This is a genomic window from Glaciecola punicea, from assembly GCF_001756615.1.
Lineage (GTDB): Bacteria > Pseudomonadota > Gammaproteobacteria > Enterobacterales > Alteromonadaceae > Glaciecola > Glaciecola punicea.
Map to the genome: position 1 here is coordinate 13,663 of NZ_LZXY01000017.1, position 17,583 is coordinate 31,245.

19 protein-coding genes and 1 pseudogene are annotated in these 17,583 nt (G+C 40.2%); 12 read left to right on the top strand and 8 right to left on the bottom strand.

Annotation, left to right across the window (positions count from 1 at the left end):
* Window positions 1-90 precede the first annotated feature (90 nt).
* Window positions 91-504, top strand: a complete 414-nt coding sequence (locus BAE46_RS13970) for a GntR family transcriptional regulator (protein WP_006004250.1) — start codon at window positions 91-93, stop codon at window positions 502-504.
* A 3-nt stretch (window positions 505-507) separates the two neighbouring features.
* A complete protein-coding gene (locus BAE46_RS13975) occupies window positions 508-1,350 on the top strand; it encodes a hypothetical protein (protein ID WP_006004252.1) in 843 nt (280 codons plus the stop codon).
* Between the two features lie 164 nt (window positions 1,351-1,514).
* Here BAE46_RS13975 and BAE46_RS13980 read toward each other — a convergent pair whose 3' ends face one another.
* Window positions 1,515-2,474 carry a hypothetical protein gene (locus BAE46_RS13980; RefSeq protein ID WP_070113387.1) on the bottom strand — a complete coding sequence of 320 codons (960 nt, stop codon included), beginning with the start codon at window positions 2,472-2,474 and terminating at the stop codon, window positions 1,515-1,517.
* A gap of 707 nt (window positions 2,475-3,181) precedes the next feature.
* Complete coding sequence (locus BAE46_RS13985) at window positions 3,182-3,613, bottom strand: hypothetical protein (RefSeq protein WP_070113389.1); 432 nt, start codon at window positions 3,611-3,613, stop codon at window positions 3,182-3,184.
* A 694-nt stretch (window positions 3,614-4,307) separates the two neighbouring features.
* Here BAE46_RS13985 and BAE46_RS13990 point away from each other — a divergent pair.
* The 5 genes from BAE46_RS13990 to BAE46_RS14945 all read left to right on the top strand — a co-directional run bounded on the left by BAE46_RS13990 (window position 4,308) and on the right by BAE46_RS14945 (window position 6,659).
* A complete protein-coding gene (locus tag BAE46_RS13990; protein WP_070113391.1) occupies window positions 4,308-4,709 on the top strand; it encodes a hypothetical protein in 402 nt (133 codons plus the stop codon).
* Window positions 4,666-5,001 carry an IS66 family insertion sequence element accessory protein TnpB gene (gene tnpB, locus BAE46_RS13995; RefSeq protein WP_070113393.1) on the top strand — a complete coding sequence of 112 codons (336 nt, stop codon included), beginning with the start codon at window positions 4,666-4,668 and terminating at the stop codon, window positions 4,999-5,001. The genes BAE46_RS13990 and tnpB overlap by 44 nt, the downstream gene beginning before the upstream one ends.
* Window positions 5,002-5,276: 275 nt before the next feature.
* Window positions 5,277-6,302 carry an IS66 family transposase gene (locus BAE46_RS14505; protein WP_244885028.1) on the top strand — a complete coding sequence of 342 codons (1,026 nt, stop codon included), beginning with the start codon at window positions 5,277-5,279 and terminating at the stop codon, window positions 6,300-6,302.
* 65 nt (window positions 6,303-6,367) lie between these two features.
* Window positions 6,368-6,550, top strand: coding sequence for a hypothetical protein (locus BAE46_RS15260; protein WP_425307109.1), 183 nt, complete (start codon window positions 6,368-6,370; stop codon window positions 6,548-6,550).
* The gene (locus tag BAE46_RS14945) at window positions 6,462-6,659 is read left to right on the top strand and encodes a hypothetical protein (protein WP_216094990.1); all 198 of its coding nucleotides are present in this window, start codon (window positions 6,462-6,464) and stop codon (window positions 6,657-6,659) included. The genes BAE46_RS15260 and BAE46_RS14945 overlap by 89 nt, the downstream gene beginning before the upstream one ends.
* Before the next feature lie 221 nt (window positions 6,660-6,880).
* On the opposite strand, the gene BAE46_RS14005 is transcribed toward BAE46_RS14945, so the two are convergent.
* Window positions 6,881-7,108 carry a helix-turn-helix domain-containing protein gene (locus tag BAE46_RS14005; RefSeq protein WP_070113395.1) on the bottom strand — a complete coding sequence of 76 codons (228 nt, stop codon included), beginning with the start codon at window positions 7,106-7,108 and terminating at the stop codon, window positions 6,881-6,883.
* 201 nt (window positions 7,109-7,309) lie between these two features.
* On the opposite strand from BAE46_RS14005, the gene BAE46_RS14010 reads away from it, so the two are divergent.
* The 4 genes from BAE46_RS14010 to BAE46_RS14025 all read left to right on the top strand — a co-directional run bounded on the left by BAE46_RS14010 (window position 7,310) and on the right by BAE46_RS14025 (window position 10,608).
* Window positions 7,310-8,158: a hypothetical protein gene (locus BAE46_RS14010; protein ID WP_070113398.1), complete on the top strand. Its 849-nt coding sequence runs from the start codon at window positions 7,310-7,312 to the stop codon at window positions 8,156-8,158.
* 219 nt (window positions 8,159-8,377) lie between these two features.
* The gene (locus tag BAE46_RS14015; protein ID WP_070113400.1) at window positions 8,378-9,232 is read left to right on the top strand and encodes an HD domain-containing protein; all 855 of its coding nucleotides are present in this window, start codon (window positions 8,378-8,380) and stop codon (window positions 9,230-9,232) included.
* On the top strand, window positions 9,229-9,936 hold the full coding sequence (locus tag BAE46_RS14020; protein WP_070113402.1) for a hypothetical protein: 708 nt from the start codon (window positions 9,229-9,231) through the stop codon (window positions 9,934-9,936). The genes BAE46_RS14015 and BAE46_RS14020 overlap by 4 nt, the downstream gene beginning before the upstream one ends.
* Before the next feature lie 39 nt (window positions 9,937-9,975).
* A complete protein-coding gene (locus BAE46_RS14025) occupies window positions 9,976-10,608 on the top strand; it encodes a hypothetical protein (protein ID WP_070113404.1) in 633 nt (210 codons plus the stop codon).
* Between the two features lie 386 nt (window positions 10,609-10,994).
* Here BAE46_RS14025 and BAE46_RS14030 read toward each other — a convergent pair whose 3' ends face one another.
* The 3 genes from BAE46_RS14030 to BAE46_RS14040 form a co-directional block, all read right to left on the bottom strand.
* Window positions 10,995-11,891: a nucleotidyl transferase AbiEii/AbiGii toxin family protein gene (locus BAE46_RS14030; RefSeq protein ID WP_083256894.1), complete on the bottom strand. Its 897-nt coding sequence runs from the start codon at window positions 11,889-11,891 to the stop codon at window positions 10,995-10,997.
* Window positions 11,888-12,427 (bottom strand): type IV toxin-antitoxin system AbiEi family antitoxin, encoded by a 540-nt coding sequence (gene abiEi, locus BAE46_RS14035; RefSeq protein ID WP_141729358.1) that lies wholly within the window; start codon window positions 12,425-12,427, stop codon window positions 11,888-11,890. Before abiEi ends, BAE46_RS14030 begins: the two co-directional genes overlap by 4 nt.
* A gap of 494 nt (window positions 12,428-12,921) precedes the next feature.
* A complete protein-coding gene (locus BAE46_RS14040) occupies window positions 12,922-13,893 on the bottom strand; it encodes a tyrosine-type recombinase/integrase (RefSeq protein ID WP_070113409.1) in 972 nt (323 codons plus the stop codon).
* Between the two features lie 368 nt (window positions 13,894-14,261).
* Here BAE46_RS14040 and BAE46_RS14045 point away from each other — a divergent pair, with 368 nt between their 5' ends.
* Window positions 14,262-14,921: a hypothetical protein gene (locus tag BAE46_RS14045; protein WP_070113411.1), complete on the top strand. Its 660-nt coding sequence runs from the start codon at window positions 14,262-14,264 to the stop codon at window positions 14,919-14,921.
* Between the two features lie 314 nt (window positions 14,922-15,235).
* Here BAE46_RS14045 and BAE46_RS14050 read toward each other — a convergent pair whose 3' ends face one another.
* Entirely contained in the window at window positions 15,236-16,459 is a 1,224-nt protein-coding gene (locus BAE46_RS14050) for a hypothetical protein (protein WP_070113413.1), read from the bottom strand.
* A gap of 133 nt (window positions 16,460-16,592) precedes the next feature.
* Window positions 16,593-17,583: pseudogene (locus BAE46_RS14055) on the bottom strand (IS3 family transposase); the annotation flags it as partial.

Here is a 17,583-nt window from a genome sequence, read left to right on the forward strand (position 1 = left end):
TATTTTCTAAAATATTTTATATGTACCTCTTGATCCATTAGCACGTATGGTGTTTAATTGTACCACTTATATAGATGGTACAATAGTTAGATGATTACCATAGATCTTGATTCTCCAGAACCGCTATTCAACCAATTAATGACGCAAATAAAATTAGCTGTTCAGCAGAAGAACCTTTTGCCCGGCGATGCTTTGCCCTCTATCCGTCAATTAGCAACTGATTTAGATATCAATGCCAAAACCGTAGCAAAAGCCTATCGATTGTTAGAGCGAGATTGTGTGATTGAATCAAAAGGCTACCGCGGTTCATTTGTGCATAGCGAGGCGCTTAACAATCTAGATGCTGACATTAAAAAATGGTTGAACGAAGTCATTGCTCAAGATGTTTCGCGATACCGTGAAGCGGGGGCTACCGACTCAGAAATCAGAATAGTATTTCAAGACGTCTTATCAGGTAACAAACAATCGATTGTGTCAAATGACACCAAGCAAACTGAGGAATAAATAATGTCTGACTGGTCAATGCAATCCAATTATATGATCATGATTTTACAAGTATTAGTCACTTTAGTGATAGTGCCAGTATTGAGCTTTAGTAAGTTAAAAAATATAGCTAATCAGTATGGACTAGTGCGTTATCCGCAGGCCAAATCTGATGTAGAGCAGTATTTGAGAGCCTCTCAGAAGCGATATTGGTCAAGTGTTGTAATTGTAACGTTGTTGGTGAGTCTCATGCTTGTTCACGCTATTGTGAATCAAACAGAATTGCTTAATTGGGATGACCAGAGTGGCTTAATGGTGATGTACCTTTTATCTATGATCCCCGTTGTTATCATGGTTTTGACCCATCGCCACTTATTCAATATTTTTAAACAGCATGCGGGCAACAAGCGAACCGCTTCACTGCGGGTTCGAACTTGGAAAGAGTATGTATCATTACCCAATTTAGTTCTTGTTCTGATTGCCAACGTTGTTTTTGTTACAACGGTCATTTATTTCGTGAAGCATCCCTTCGATGGCTTTGCGGGTTATGCCAACTTGTTTGGTTTGATTACATTAGATGCTGTGTTTGCCTTCATTATTGTTGTTCTTTATCGAGACAACAAAACAAATGGTCTAGAGTCTCCAGAGCATCGTGATGCACTTAAGAAACGAGCTATCCACATTAACATGCTCATTCTAGCACTTGCGGTATTCCATATCTCATTAAGCATGTGGGTGCAAGGCACCGAATTAGTTGCTTTTAAAATTATTATTCAATCTTTGTATTTTCAAGTTGTGCTGGTTATTAGTGCGTTTTCTTTAACTTTGCCGAAGTCAGTGTTTCAAAATACAACATCTAAAGTATAAAACCTTGTGCAAAGGGCTTTCTTTCTTCAAACAAAAAGACAAAGAGCGACCTAAAGCGGGCATAAGACTATGCGAATTGCTAGGCGATATTGAGCGTAAAACGGATGCATTAATAATGCATTTTTACATTTATTCATATTGTAAGACGCTCGGTCGCTTTGCGATTAAATGACGCTTGATAGCCAATGCATAACATTGAGTAAAAATCGCTCGTTTTGCTCCGCGCCAACGGATTTTAAGCCATGCTTCGCCCCTGTTTTAACATCCAGTTGTGAGGAAAACATCATTCCCTCAGAAAATACAGCAACACGGCCTTTTCCGAATTTCAAAACTGCTCCTTGGCTCCATCCTTCTATTGGTATTCTGGTAGTAGATGAATTGACCTGAAATGGTGTTACTGGTTCTGTAGAAAAGACCCCTTGTCCAAGCGTCAGCAAAGAGTCTGCTTCATCTGGAGATTTGAATGCTGAACCGCCAAACGTTTTGACTTGAGTTATTTGGCTAGACAATGAAGCGCTCTGTTGAAATTTTGGTATGAACAAAGGTGTAAGTACTTCATTTGACGACTTGTTTCCACCATTAGTAATAGGATGCTCAGAAAGGGTGGCATCTGCACTGCGAAACGTATAACGTCCAACGTGTCCATTACTAAATTCGAAACCAAAAGCAAGTGCCAAATTTTCGACAACTTTCGGAAACGGTGTGTGGTCAGCGATTAATAAAAGCGAACCTCCATTAGTAACCCACTGTTTTACGCTAGTAACTTCATAGTCATCCAGTGCACTCCCAAAGGGTGGTTGCCAATCTCTTCTACTGTGATCAAGTGCATTGGCAATAACTAAAATATCGATATTTTTAAGTAGGTCTAAAGTGAAATTTTTTGTGTTGGACTTGACCGTAAATCCATTACTCGAAAGAACTTGTTCGAATGGCTTATATCGACCACTGATAGTTAGAAAATTATTGTGCGCTTCATCAACTAAGACCACTGGGCTGTTATCTGAGGAAAAACTTTTAATAGTATTCTGAGGCTTAAAATCAGGATCAGCTTGCTGAGGGCTATCAGAGCAAGATGCTATTACCAAACTGAAAGATATTAAGATAAGTTTAGATAATAGTTTCATCTACAATTCCCTTTAGGAAAACAAGGCAATCCAATATTGCCAGCATACTGATGTCATTTAAGATTTATAGCTTAACATAAAAGGAATTTTAGATGCCCACAACAGGCACAAACACTTCTCGAAGAGAACGTTCCTAAATATGGGGTTTAGTAGCAAAATACACCTATAAAATTCTTAGTGCTAATGACAGCAATGTCGGATCACCTGCCATTAAGATACCAACCAAAAACATCAAAAAGTTTAAAAATAATCAGATTACTTGAATGTCCGTTGATTGCTCAGGCCGTGTGAAAACTATTTTACTGCCGTTGAAAATAGGTCGCTCTGTCGATGAAACAAAGGATTAGCCTCAAATTATCAGTAACATTGAATGTAGTGACGATTTTTAAGTCCAAATTACATTCAAAATCTATAGATTAGAGTTTTCACACGGCCTGTGCTCTTTGCAGACCGCAGATCGCAACGCTATTATCTCACTGAAATTCATCAACAATCACCAAAACACCCTTTAACTCTAACATCATTGTAAAATGGAAAATCGTATGACATTAAAGTGGCAAAGAAAATTTAGCGATTGATAGAAGCGTGGAAAATTAGAAAATTATGCCCAGATCTCATGATATATAAATTGGTAATTTATACGACAATAAAATGGTGGTCTACAACTAGTGAGCCTTTGGATTCAAATGAGCTAACTTATAATTTTTTTATTTAATCCTAACTCTTTGTGATAAAGGTGCGCTGTCGAGATTTTTTAGACGTATATCTAAAACCAAACCACACCTTTTATAAAAAATTGAGACTTTTGAATATCTATAATTTCCTTTATCCACTAAGAATGATAGCAACTTTCTGTTCTCGTCGTTTCTTATGTCTAACGGTATCGAAATTAAAACTTCAGATGATTCTTCATCTTCTATTTCAAAGGACGCTCCATTAAGATCGTAGCCACTTATTTTATCTTGAAAATAGATGTATACCGCATAGTGACTCTGTCCTTTGGATATTATAACTTCAAAACTTTCGATATATTTCGACAAGTTATCTCCAAGCGTTTTTTCATCATAAACACAAGAGTCAGCTTTTATATTAAAACTAACACTAGAAATCAACATTAGATAAAGAATAATTCTTAGCATTTATAAACCATACACATGTGATGATCAGGATTGACTACTCTTTTATTTTTGGGAAGGCCAATGTAAGCAGTTATATTCATAGAGTTTGTACCATATCGATAAGCCTTAAAATTCCCAGTTATATCAGTCTTATCGTCTGAGTATAAGACGAATTAACGCTATGTACTACCCTTCGTTACAGCTGGCTTTTTGAGTGGGTTGATGTTGACTAAGGGGGAATAATGCAGGTTTTCATTGATATGCCAGCCGTCATTTGCTTGTATCGGTAGTGTACTGTCATATATGGTCTCCTCGAGTATTGCAAGGTTTAACATTTGATAACAGGGACAGGATTGCAGTCATATATACCAAGCATTAACGTCTGCACCTTTAACTTTAAAAGCTGGTTTATGGGAAGGCATCGAAAGCTCAACATTACATTATAGAATGTTACAGATTGGTAGTGATGATACACATAAGTTTCATAGCGTGGCGATATCCTCAGCATTAACGAAAGGACAAACTTATTCGTTTACTAATGATGATGTTAGGTGTTCCAATACTGAATGCATCATCCAATTTCCGTACTCAAATAATAATGTAATACGGTTAATTGTCACACCGTATTTAGACTCATGTGAGCTTACGGCAGCCTAGCGCAACTTTCTGATATTTTTCTGATGTAATAGTGTTTTCACCAGCACAGGAAAATAATATGAGCCCCGCCAACCAATTATCAAACGTGATAAACGCCTTCAAACAGTGGCGTGCCACGCGTAAAAATGCCACACATAAAACACCAGAAGCGTTGCAACAGCAAGTCGTTGAGTTGCTATCCCATTATTCGCGCGGCACCATCTCAAACGCCTTGGGGTTAAGTGGTACTCAAGTAAAACGGTGGCAAGCGGGTGCAAGCGATGCGCCTGCATTTGTCGAGCTGCCAGTCTGTAATGGTCTAATGATCTTGGAGACATTTTACGCCTTGAGTTACGTTTACCAAATGGCGCTGAATTATCATTGTCGGGCTCGCTATCGCCTAGCATTGTGGGCGAAGTCATTCGCGCCGCCAGCACATGATGTATTTAACCTCGCAGTCGCGCATATTACTGGCGACTGAGCCTGCTGATTTTAGATGCGGCATAGATGGTTTTTCAGCCCGTTGTCGCTTGCATTTAGGCGTTAACCCTCAATCAGGTGCACTGTATGTGTTCATTAATCGCAATAAAACTATGGTACGTGCGTTGCGCTTTGATGGCACTGGCTTTTGGCTGATGACCAAGCGTTTATCAAAGGGTAAGTTCCGCCAATGGCCAAGCCCTAAACAGCCCACATTGCATCGTGTCACCGCCGTATATTTGCGCGCGCTTTTATCGGGTAATGAAGCCACTTACATCGACGTAATAAAATAAATAGCCAAATAAAGGCTTGCTATCTAGATCAATGGGATAATGCTGCCCGCACACTAAAAAACACCCATATGAAAGGCTGCTAAGCCAAGCCATTCATGGCTTGACGGTGTAATGACAAACACTACGGGATATTCGTGAGTAAACCCTTTACCGACATCGACAGTGCAGGATTAGAAGCACTCATTGCCCGTTTGAGCGAGGCCAAAGAGCATCAATAAGCGCTAAGCCCTGAAGATTGCCAACTGCTGTTAGATGCGCTGGTTACCTTGTCGAGTATGCAAGACAGATTGGCCAATCATGATGTGACGGTGCATAAATTGCGCAAACTCTTGGGGATTGAAAAATCCACTGAGTCGCAAAGCAATGTCATAGGCAAAGCCAGCAAGGGCAGTAAAGCCGCTCGGACTAAGCCGCGCAAAGCGCTGCCAAGAACCACACAGGTAACACCCACCGTGGTCATTCACCCCATGACAGATATCGCTAAAGGCGATGATTGCCCGCAGTGTGAAACGGGCAAAGTGTATAAAGCGCCGCCAAGCAATTTACTGCGTATTAGCGGGCATAGCCCGTTTGTGCCTGAGCAACATGTGATGGAGCACCTGCGCTGTAATGCCTGCGGTGCGTATTTTACCGCAACCTTGCCTGACAATGTATTAGCGGATGGCGAAGTCGGTCAAAAATACAGGTATTCGGCGCGCGTCTTAATGGCTATCCATAAGTACTTCGCGGGCCTGCCGTATTATCGCCAAGGCAGTTTGCAGCAATTACTGGGCGTGAGTATTAGTGCTTCCACTTCTTGCGACCAAACTGAGTTAGTGGCCGATGCCATTTATCCGGTGTACCAACACTTGCTGAGCCTGGCGGGCAATGCTAAGCACTACTACATGGATGACACTACGCATCGTATATTAGATGCCACGCCCATTGAGAAGAAGGTACGAGGCAGCGATAAAACCCAGCTTCGCTCTGGCGTATACGCCTCGGGTATTATCGCCACTCTTGAAAGTGATCACGATGTGGTACTGTTTGATACTAGCATTGGCCATGCGGGTGAATTTATCGACCAAATACTCACCCATCGTCATGAGAACACACCTGTTCCGATTATCATGAGCGATGCCCTTGGCAGCAACAAACCCAGTGTCTGTATCGCCATACTCGCCTTGTGCAATAGCCATGCAAGACGCCAGTTCGCCGATGTAATATGGGTCGTTGAGCATGAAACGGTAGACCAATCGCTTAATCCCGCCCAACAACTCGCCTATCACCAACAGCACTCTCTACCGGTAGCAGTGGGGTGAAACAAAGCTACAAAGCGATGAAGTCGAGGATAACAGTGCTTTAGACCAAAGCCATACGCTACTTCATTAAACACTATGAAGGGCTGACCTGTTTCTGCCGAATAGAAACCGCAAAGCTACAGAATAACGAGATTGAAGCGATGCTTAAAATAATCGTACGTGACAGAAAAAAATGCGATGTTCCATCGCAATCAAACTGGGGCGACTATCGGGGATATCGTCACCTCATTTATTGCCACCGCCAGTGAGGCGCAAATAAATGTGTTAGAGTATTTTATGGTGCTGCAACAACAAAAAGAGGCGGTAAAAGCCAACCCTGCCAAATTCCTACCGTGGAATTACACCGAAAACAAATAAGCTCAATAGCACCAACACTGAAATGATGTAGGCCTAGCGGCCTATGTCAATGCTATGCTGCCGTAAGCTCACTTTAAATTGATAAAAGCTCGCGTTATAAAGAGTGTGTCTATTCGACCAATTTGAATTCTATTGCGCTTACTGCTGCTAACATCAACTATCTCAAGCAAAGCTAGATATATTGATTAGGCGGTTTATCCTAGATGTAAATGGCTGCATGTTTACTTGTCTTTGCCTACCCGAACCAAAATATCGCTCACGTCGCATTCAAAATAGTCGCAAAGCTTATCAATTACGTCAATACCAACACTATAATCTTGTCGATTTGCTATACGGGTTAACGTAGCGCGACCAATTTTGGTCACATCAGCTACTTCGTTCAGCGTAATTTTTCGCTCTTCTGAAAACGATTTGTCGTCTAATCGCTGTACTAACAAAATTCTAATCATTGTAATCACTTGTGGCCGCTTCTGTCTTATAAGGATAGCACATTAATCATATAAGATTAAAATAACACTTGACACAAGCATATGGTTGATGATCTAATGCCACATGATGATTACTATGAGTCATAAGAGATTATTAATAATCATCAAAACCAAGAATGGTTAGTCTATTTTATAAACATATACGCTTTTGGAGTTTGCAAGATGAATCAGATAAGTATTGAAGAAGAATTAAACTTAGCGACCAGAACCTCACATAATACAATTGTTAGAATCGTTGATCACAAAATGAGTCAATTTCAAAACCAGTCCATTAAAGATGGTGAATTTATGATTCAAGATAGCAGCAATGCTTACTTCACATCGAAACTAACAAACAATAAGACGCTACCTGCAAATCATCACGGAAAACTATTCCATACAACTGTTGGGCTCGAGCAAGACGCTAGGGATGACTTAGTCATTTTGGAAGGCATGGTGCCTGCTAAGTTGACACATATTCTTGAATTTCACGGGCTAAACAACATAAATATATTACCAGAAGCAGAGAAGGATTGGATTTTCCACCAAGTCGATAACATTAAATCCACAGCTTTAGGATCTCTTGCGAGAGAGCTTAAGGTGTTAAGAAGTGCTATGCGTGAAGATTATACTTTTTCAATTGCATCTTCTAACTTCACCGGTGATATCGATAACATAATCACTACAATCGACCGTCTCGACTTTAAAGATAGAAATGCAAAGGACTTGCTCCTGCTTGGTGCATACATCTACTTTATTTTTCGGTCTTATTATCAAACGATTGAGGATGGGAAAGTCTATGAATTTAATAATGCTGAATTGGGATACGTTAAAGAAGCTCTTGAAAAATTTTCACTCGAAAATAAAAACTTATGTATCAAACTAAACGAATTTGCGGACGCGGGTGCTCAAGCTGACAAGCCGCATAGACAAATACAACCTTATTCTAAAGCAGTAGCACTTGTCATTGACTTACATTGTTTGTTTGCCCCAGAGTGGAAAATTAAGTTTCGCAGAATTAGTGAGTTATAAGATTTGAGCTACTCTTAATACAATCTAGCGAATCATCATCTGCATTTGATGCGGGTGATGATTAGACACACTCAAGCAATAAACTTCGTAGAATTCGCACCAATGAGTACATTAGTTTCAAGCGTACTTGCAAGCCACTAGGCATTCTTGGTGTCAAGTATTCCCCTCTCTAAAACTCGTTCTTACAAGCATCAATATACTCAGTATAAGGAATTGAAAATGAAACAAAGCAATAAACTAGCTAGCGCGTTGCAGATGGCGACTTTTGCTCATCGAGATCAAAAAAGAAAGTTTGATGGTGATGCATATATCTGTCATCTGCTTGAAGTGATTATCATTCTTCGGCGCATCGGTATATATGATGAAGACACGCTTGTAGCAGGATTATTACACGATGCAATAGAAGACACCTTCATTAGTCCAAATATGCTTTCAGAGTCGATGGGCAGTAACGTCGCCAACATTGTAAATGAACTAACTGATGATAAAGCGTTGGCCAAGGATTTGCGAAATCAAGCGACACTCAAGCTAGCTCCTACTCTCAGTAAGTCAGCAGTAAACATCAAACTTGCTGATTTACTCAGTAATATGCTGGCAATTCCTACATCATGGAATGAAAATACAGTAGAAAAGTATCTAGTAAAATGTAGCCTATTAATTAATATTATAGAAACACAAAACGTAAACGCATGCCCTGCATTCTTGCAATTGGTGAAATATGCACTAGAAAGCCAAACAACTGGTTCTCCCTTTTTCTTTGATTTTTACGAAAACGCAGATAAAGGCCTGCTATATTGGTCGTTAAGCAGACAACGCTTTATTGTAATCAATGAAGAAGGCGGAACTCTGATGGCAGGGACTGAATTCGACACACCCCTTAACGATTTATTTCAATGCCAACTTTTACACTCGCTAAAATTAAATGGCGATAAATGCCAGAGCATAAATGTAACGCAAGTTTTCAGTGAGCAAAGTGAGGACTACGTATTAGCCGAGGAACAAATAGTCAACGATTGTATGCAGGTAACAATATTAACTAGAAGTTCGGTTTCTAGACAAGGTGAAGGCGCATGAAAATAGCACCAAAACGATTCGGCATTTTATCGACAAAATCAATCGAGCTGCCCTATGACAATATTTTTGAGCAGACGAGGGATGAAAAATTAAACGCTGAAGTCGCGCATACAGGATTTCGTATAGTGAATAGTGCAAGTGATTTCGCTTTCATTGAAACCTTTGCAGACCAAAGCGCTGACTTTTCAAAAGTGGAGCGCCTAGAATCTGGTAATGAAATATCTCTTTTCAGAACAATTACACAAGGCACAATACGCTGGGAAGGCACCATAAGCTTAGACCGCACAAATTACCACCACGGCTATCAGCGTGGACTAACAGAAAAAGAATGGGTAACAATGTTTCATTCAACACTACCCGCTCGGCTGGATAAAAGAGGCGGACGCTCTTTGTTCGGTGCACTAGAGGCATTTATGGAAACAGGCACAGAAGGCCCTGTTTGGATGATTACAGAATACGGCAAAAACGGTTATGCCGCCTTGGAGGGGCTCGATGACGGTGATAAGTTGACGGTATTTAGTTGCGTTTTTGATGGCGAAGTTGATTGGAATGGGCGGCTTTCATTCGGCGAAGACTCACCGTTTTCGATCCCGTTAGGTAAGTCAGCTGATTTCAAATATCAACTGATCCGCAAAACTTACCACATGGATACAGCCCAGTGGATGTGGCTCACTTTTCAAAATAGGCCATGCGCTTTTTATTAAGATGAATAGCCTTAAATATGGGTGATTTAGGAGTTTGAAATGAGTACAAAAGAGTGGATTTACCATCACTATGACGGTGCAAGTTTATATCAAGAGATGTCTTTTAATAAATTCAATAATAGCCCAGCGACAGTTGAAGTTAAAAACCCGCAGGACTTCAAAATTGAACGTGAAGAGCATCTAGATAACAAAGCGCACTTTGCGCTCACCCTAGAGATCCCAGCAGACCGCTTCGATAAGCTCGCTGTTGCTTGGATAAAGCATAGAGGTATTCTAGCTCAAGTGGAAAAATATACCTTAAAAGATTTGTTAACGAGCCCCAACTTCGAATTGCCGATAAGCGAAGATGAACTGCTTGATACAATTGAAGATGCTGGCCTTGCGGAAATATTGAAAGACAGAGAATGTCAGCAAGAAATATCAGTAGACCTTGAAAGTGACAGCCTTTTTGATGAGATAGCTGACGACGACGCCAATAAGCTAAAAGCAAAACCTAATTTGAATTTGCAAAGTGTCGATGTTAAAAAATTAAAGGGTCTATTGAAGGGGCACAGTAATTATTTGCCAGAGGACTTCAAAGGCCTTGCAATCGATATTATTGAACAGATAAAAGCGCATCAAGAAGCAGAGAATGAAGAATCGCTGATTTCGCTAGTGCAAGTGGCACTGTAAGACACTATTGCGCGCATTCAGCATACTAGTGATTAGATCCGCTGTGGATTTTCTGTCACTTTTTGATACTTTCAGCCAGCTTCGTCAGCACCGGTCAAGATCCGCTAATATTTGCCGCAGATCAAAAATGGTGACGAGCTTGGATTTAGTGCCCGTTTTTCATCGGTAAGTCAGCACGTGGAAGCCAATATCATCACTGATACATTAATTTTTTTATTACTGTAGATGTGGAAATTGATAGCACTTCATCATCCGGGAATGCAAAAGCTCAATATGCTCAAACTCTTCGGGTTTAATAATTTAACATCACCTAACGCGGAGAAGTTTAGGTATCAGGTTTTAGCGCAAGAACGATGCTCACTTATGCCGCTATATGATACTTACTTCTATATTTCAGGTGGGGTTTTTGGGGCGTCATTTAGGTTTTTTATGGAAGACACCACTTCTGCGACGGCATTTTTTACTACCCCCCAAAAATGCTCATTTTCCAACGTGTTTTCCGCAAGCTCTGGCAATACAAATCTTGACATTTCCCTATGAAAATCTAGTTTAATTTCCTCGTTAACATTAACACCGTTGAGATTGCTTATCGTCCTGTCAAAAAACACATCAAAGGGAACCCCCCTTTGCACCAGCTTTTGCATCAACACATTATTATCTAGCTGGATATCCCTATTATTGAGAAAGGTAATATCCCAAAGATCACGCGGTTTAACGACCCTATTACTATACTCCCTCATCGCAAAGGCAATGATTTTGTCCACTAATATTTCATCTAAGCTCTGACAGGGGATTGGCAAACCTTCTATTGGAGATTTGAACGGGTAGAAATTCATGGTGGTTTTCATGATAGGGTTTATAGTCTCGTAACGACAAATGTCTATATGAATTTTCTGCTTAGCACCACCTGGCTTTGCTGCATTTTTTTCTATAGAAACTCGCCACGTCGCCGTGTCACCTTTCATCGGCTTGGGCTGCGCGACAGATATATCTAGCATGTACTTTTTTGATAATGCATCAGACACGATGTTCGCTAGCGATGAAAACTTCTCTGGCGTGAAATCCATACCGCCATTAAAGTCAAGATCTTCGCTCAATCTATTCCAGCCGTGGCACATTCTAAGACTGGTCCCCCCTATAAACGTCAAATTTTCCAAAAAGCCACTTTGGTGAAGCGCACTTATGATGTCATGATGAAAGATTTCTTTTTCTATCACATTCTCGAAACCAGAGTACTCTGGATTTTGTTGCAACACACTTTGCACTATTGGCAATATCATCATTCAAGCCCTTCATTTAACATACCGACATTCCTACCTATCCGTTTTAAATCTTTTAGCGCAAGCGCTTCTCTAGCGCGATGTATCCCCGTGACAGTGTCATACCAAATATCGTCCATTACAGCGTGAATGTTCTTTTTTGTGTGGGTAAACTCGACCGTTCCAAAAGATGTTTTAAATACACCTGAGCGCCCGTTTGTCATTGCCGTCAAATACCCCATCGTCAATTGAGATATCACCCCAAGTCTTGATAACTCGGTTTCGGCGGTAACATACACAAAATAGTCGCTTCTAATTTTTTTCGCTAAGGCTTCTAATGTTCCTACCCCAGATGGCTTGAAAATACTAACAACATACACACCTTTACACACACGCTCTAATACACCTGCTTTAATAGCGTTATAAATAAATAACGTTAATGCATCACGAGAGCTCTTTTTAACCCAGTAAGCAATATCACTAGTGTTAAAAAATCCCGTATGGCCTTTTTGTATAGCACAGACCATCTCTTTTTGAAGCCTCAATAAATCACTTTTCACAAACAGCCCTAAGTTTACAAAACATTTATATTATAACAGTGTTTTGTTAACTTGTTAATCTGATTTTATCTTTTAGAAAGGCTGCCTGTTTACATGTGAGTGTAGTCATACCAAGTACAATACTACTGAGGTGATTTTCCACACAAAATTAATTTCTTCCAACATCATGGTTTTGCTAAATCTATAGGCGGCCTATAGCAAACTTCCGTTTCAACATAGTAGCCAATCGACCGCCCCTTACTTAGTTTTGCATACTAGAAAAAACAGCATTGAATACACATTATGAATTTATAAGTGTTAAAGAGAAAAAACTAAAACCTTACCTCAGCAACGAATTTGGTGTGACTAGCTAGTCACACCACGCACTAATTCTACACCGCAAAAAACTTGCTGAAATTAAAAACACCTACCTTTCAAATTTATTGCATGCCTAGGTACCTTCAACTTTCAGCTTACTGATCCACCCTACAATTCTTACTTATATAGCGATATCACTATCTAACTTTAGCCATTCCCGTTGTAGCTGCGTTAAACTGCTTCCCATACCGTGCAGGCATCGCTGATGATTTCCAATCGCCACTTTCTATAATTTCCAGCAGTGGAACGTTACTTTCAAGCATCGAAATAACCGCGCCAGTTCGCGTGCTATGACAACTGTATTGTTTACCGTCTTTTAGCGTAGCCCCTAATTCCTTGAATATTCCCCACAAGGTACGCGTGCTAATAGCTTTGCTCTGCACGGTTTTTTTGGGTGAAAGCACTCTAAAGACTGGTCCTTCGGTTATTTGTGCATTGTCGACCCATTCTTTCAGTAAGCGCATCGTCATTTTTGACATATAGCCGTAATGCCCCTGCCCAGACTGGTCAGTTTTTGAATAAGGCGCAAATATAGTCGCCTTCTGCCAATCAATATGCTGAAGTTCAATAGCAACGATGTTTGATGCACGAAACAAGGTGTCGATCCCCACGTTAAGCAGCGCGATATTGCGCTGTCCGAGCAATGAGTCATCAGTATTAGAGCGTGAAATTTGCTCAACTTCATCAACGCGCAACGCTGGCGCCTGAGATTGGGCCGAAGGCTTGGTATTAAGGCGATTATTTATGTACGTACGATGCAATTTTGAATGCTTAAACGGATCGGGTAATTCCGCCACACCAATGAAAAACCGAATACTCGCGAGTTTGCGACGAATTGAATGATGTTTAAGCTCTGACGACATCATAGACTCAAAATATTGCTCTATGCTGACTTTAGTGATTTTCCAGTCGCTCGCAAGGGATGACAAGTTATGTTGCTGGCAAAATAAGAGGTATTGATTAAAATCGCTCAAATATGCCTTTCGGGTATTGGGCGACATGGTGTCTAGCACTTTATCGTGTAATTCTGTCAAGTTTGCGATCACTCGCTTTTTCTCATCATCGCCGAGGGCAAAATCGGCGGCGGTCAACATCAGATCATTTTTCATAATAATTCTATTACCAAAGATAAGTGTAATTATCTTTACTTATAAATACCGGTGAGTCAACCGTTATTTTGTGATACATCACGTTTTTATAGTTTTATGGTTTTGACTATATATTTAAGCACTTATTTACAAATTACAGGTCAATTTTGTTATAAACTCAAAAAATCTCTAAATAGCTGATTTAACCCTAACTTTGTGATACATCACAATTTTGTTGAATTTATTTAGTTAGCAATTTATCATGTAGAAAAGCTGATAGCGTTAAGACTCAATGTTGAGTATCCATTCCAAAGCGATCTTAATGAGGTTGAGTAAAACCATATCGAGCAATTTAATTATTTCAAATTCTATGTGGTGGTATCGTGAGTATGTCTAAAGTTTCAACCCAAAAGTACTGGCATACATTCGTGTCTGAAAACCTCTTGAAATTTATTCAAAGCCTTCCTGCTGATGAAGTTTTGAAAAGTACGAAAGAATTGCTTGAGCAACAAGAAGACATTGCAGAAATGCCGCCAAAAGATGCCAATAAGCTTTTACGTCTTTATATAAGTGATGCCGCTGTAAAAAAATTCTCAACGAGATTCAGAGCCGATAAATATCGAAAAAGCAAAAACAAGAAAACGGTTCAATTGCAGCAAAGAACCCATGAGAGACTATTGGCGTTGAAAGAACTTTTGAGTGCCGACTCAATAGATGAGGTGCTAGATTACGCCCTTTCAAAAAAATACGAAAATGACTACAACCTCATGGAAGCGAGAGAAACACTAGGTGAATCAGTGTCAGACCTCGCTAATTCAAGCTTTAATGGATTTCTCATGAGATTGGCACTAAATGACAAGCGCAAGCTTTACAATATTATCAAATCCATCCATCAAGAAGCGTGGAAAATGAGCGGCGAAAGCCCAAGAGGTATGCCGGATGCTCAGCAAAAAGCATTGGTCAATCATCAATTCGTAATAAGCATGATGCAAGACGATGAGTTGGCTAGAGAAATAGAACTAGATTTATTAATTTCAAGTTTGAGTTAACACCTTGGTCTTAATAGTAAGTATCTCAGCGGAGCCTGCGGCTTTGATGACAATAAAATATTTATTTTAATGTTATACAAGCGTAATCTGATCTAGGCTGATACGCGTTTTAACTGCAGGCAAAATATGAAATCGAAGCTATAGATATTTGTTAAAATATATCCTTACGGATTATACAGCAGCCTCCGCCTAAACTAACAAAAGATGACACTGTTTAATCCAAGAACACCGATGTTCGCCGAATAATATCGCTTTGGGGACGGTTTTTTAGAAATTAATAATCACAATGAATTTACGATAAGTCGCCAATGAATTTAAGGCTGTTCAAGCTCTTTTTTTATTACGTAGACCCTTTGGGCACTAATGCCTAATTGTGTGGCAATGGATTTAACATTTGGTTTGGTATTAGCAGCTATATTATTTGCAAGCAAATTGGACACGGCCGTGCGAAGGATTTGCTTCTTTTGATTACCACCTCCCCTTGGTTGCTCTGTGAGGCTCACTATTTGAAAAGCTTCATATCGAGAAACTAACACACACATTAACATAAGATATTCGTTGGTCTCAGATAACGTGGAATGTACCAAATCACCGTGTTCAGTATCTCTGGCAAAAGAAGACAACTTGATGCGGTGCACTTCCTCTTTCCACCAAAACGTTGCCTCACTTTCATTTTTGTCATCGTCAAGCGCACTAATAACACCATCAATTAGCCACTTTGCTGGATTATCATAGTCATCAGCATCAACTTCTTTCACTCTTTCATAAGCAATTGGATAAATGCCAATAGTCTTGTTCATCAATAAATTGGCTTGTACATGCCACTTGGTATCATCAAAACCCATACGCTGTATAAAACTGAACAAGGATGACGATGGTAATGAAAAGGTATTCAGCCATTTGTAAACCACAGGAGCTGGCGGATTTAAAGACTCACGTTTGTAACTTTCAAGCTCTTTCAGAAAACGATTCGACGTAGATTTCATTGCACTAAATAATGCAGTTCTATCTTTTCGGTAATGGTGTTCACTCAGATTTGGTAGATGGTCTGGACAGTAAAATGTAGAATCTTTTCGGGGAGCTTCTTCTAGACTGTCAGATACCCTGACTCTTTTCCAGCATAATGCGCAGATAAATAATGGGTCTTCAGCGACCCTTTTTTTATGCTTTCTATTTATCGCTGTTCGTACAAGTTGGAAACAATCTCTAATCATGATAGCACTATCTACATCAGATTTGATTGAGTAAGATGAGGGTTTTTCTGCATGTTTAGCTAATTCAATCTTCTCTTGAAGATATTGGCATGTCGCCTCTAACGATTTACAGGATTCCAGCAAGTCCTTAAGTGAACCAACCATGTCAGTGTTGTTGTAGTTTGCTGAGGAAAACTGAGAAGTTTGATATTTTGCTAAAAAATCGCCAATGTAACGATAATTTTTGTTGGGTTTAGCAGATATGGACACCCCATCATCCTTTGCACATTCAAAAAACGTTTCTAAATCAGCTAAAAAGTTTGCTACTTGGTCAGTGTTATTCATTTCTTATGTTTGGTTATCCATCTAAAAATGCAAAATTTCAATAGAGTTATCTTCGCTCTTCTCAATTTTCTTCAACTTCTGGGTGTGAAAAGATCGGTGTTTGTCAAGACAGATGTCGCTTTAGTTGTATAAATTAAGCCACTTTTTTCCCTTTATCTGGGTTTAACTCCACGGCTTTTTCTCTCGTCCAATCTCTCGTTTTTTGTTTCCACCGATGCGGCTTTTTTTGCTGTTGAGCCAAGTATAATTCATGGCGTTTTTTTCAAAATTTCTTTGTCTAAACCAAGGTGTCTTTGCTCCGGCGTAACAAACTTTATTTTGCTGTGACAATGCTCTTTATTGTACCAATGCGTAAAATCTTTTACCCAGTCGCGCGCTTTTTCAAGCGACTCGAAACCCTCTGAAGGCCAACGCGGGTTGTACTTCAAGGTTCTGAATAATGATTCAGAATATGGATTATCATTGCTGACGCCAGGGCGACCACGTGAGCCTTCAACACCCAATACCCGCATTTTTGCTTGCATTGTCAGGCTTTTCATCGGACTACCGTTGTCAGAGTGCAGCACCACATCACTTTGTATACACTTCTCTCGCCACACTGTGCGCTCTAGTAAGGCGGCTGCTTCCTCGCCGCTTTCGCTTTCATGCACTTCCCAGCCCACTATCATGCGACTAAACACATCCATTATCATGTAGAGGTAATAGAACTGGCCTATCACCCGTGAGGCGCAATACGTAATATCCCAAGACCACACCTCATTAGGGCCTGTGGCGGTATGTGTGTCTGGTTTAACAACCGTCCCTTTAGGCTTATCACGTCCGCGATGATGCAACTGATTGTTGGCGCTAAGTACGCGGTAAAATGTCGACTCAGAGGCGATATAAATACCCTTATCCGCCAACTTTGGCACAATTTGGCTGGGCGGTAGTTTGGCATATTCATCTTGATTACAAACCGCTAAAATCTGCTCACGCTCAGCTTCTGTTAGCTTACTAGGCGGCAGCGGCCTAATGGCTTTAGGACGCTTATCATCGGATATTTCACCGTCTTGACGCCATCTTTGGAGTGTTCTTATGGACACGCCGACTTCTTCACACGCTTTTTCTTTACGCGCACCCGCATT

What these genes read in the sequence shown, in the direction of transcription:
- BAE46_RS13970 (WP_006004250.1), top strand. Translation starts at nt 91, where the DNA reads ATGATTACCATAGATCTTGATTCTCCAGAACCGCTATTCAACCAATTA.
- BAE46_RS13975 (WP_006004252.1), top strand. Translation starts at nt 508, where the DNA reads ATGTCTGACTGGTCAATGCAATCCAATTATATGATCATGATTTTACAA.
- BAE46_RS13980 (WP_070113387.1), bottom strand. Translation starts at nt 2,474, where the DNA reads ATGAAACTATTATCTAAACTTATCTTAATATCTTTCAGTTTGGTAATA.
- BAE46_RS13985 (WP_070113389.1), bottom strand. Translation starts at nt 3,613, where the DNA reads ATGCTAAGAATTATTCTTTATCTAATGTTGATTTCTAGTGTTAGTTTT.
- BAE46_RS13990 (WP_070113391.1), top strand. Translation starts at nt 4,308, where the DNA reads ATGAGCCCCGCCAACCAATTATCAAACGTGATAAACGCCTTCAAACAG.
- tnpB (WP_070113393.1), top strand. Translation starts at nt 4,666, where the DNA reads ATGATGTATTTAACCTCGCAGTCGCGCATATTACTGGCGACTGAGCCT.
- BAE46_RS14505 (WP_244885028.1), top strand. Translation starts at nt 5,277, where the DNA reads ATGCAAGACAGATTGGCCAATCATGATGTGACGGTGCATAAATTGCGC.
- BAE46_RS14005 (WP_070113395.1), bottom strand. Translation starts at nt 7,108, where the DNA reads ATGATTAGAATTTTGTTAGTACAGCGATTAGACGACAAATCGTTTTCA.
- BAE46_RS14010 (WP_070113398.1), top strand. Translation starts at nt 7,310, where the DNA reads ATGAATCAGATAAGTATTGAAGAAGAATTAAACTTAGCGACCAGAACC.
- BAE46_RS14015 (WP_070113400.1), top strand. Translation starts at nt 8,378, where the DNA reads ATGAAACAAAGCAATAAACTAGCTAGCGCGTTGCAGATGGCGACTTTT.
- BAE46_RS14020 (WP_070113402.1), top strand. Translation starts at nt 9,229, where the DNA reads ATGAAAATAGCACCAAAACGATTCGGCATTTTATCGACAAAATCAATC.
- BAE46_RS14025 (WP_070113404.1), top strand. Translation starts at nt 9,976, where the DNA reads ATGAGTACAAAAGAGTGGATTTACCATCACTATGACGGTGCAAGTTTA.
- BAE46_RS14030 (WP_083256894.1), bottom strand. Translation starts at nt 11,891, where the DNA reads ATGATGATATTGCCAATAGTGCAAAGTGTGTTGCAACAAAATCCAGAG.
- BAE46_RS14040 (WP_070113409.1), bottom strand. Translation starts at nt 13,893, where the DNA reads ATGAAAAATGATCTGATGTTGACCGCCGCCGATTTTGCCCTCGGCGAT.
- BAE46_RS14045 (WP_070113411.1), top strand. Translation starts at nt 14,262, where the DNA reads ATGTCTAAAGTTTCAACCCAAAAGTACTGGCATACATTCGTGTCTGAA.
- BAE46_RS14050 (WP_070113413.1), bottom strand. Translation starts at nt 16,459, where the DNA reads ATGAATAACACTGACCAAGTAGCAAACTTTTTAGCTGATTTAGAAACG.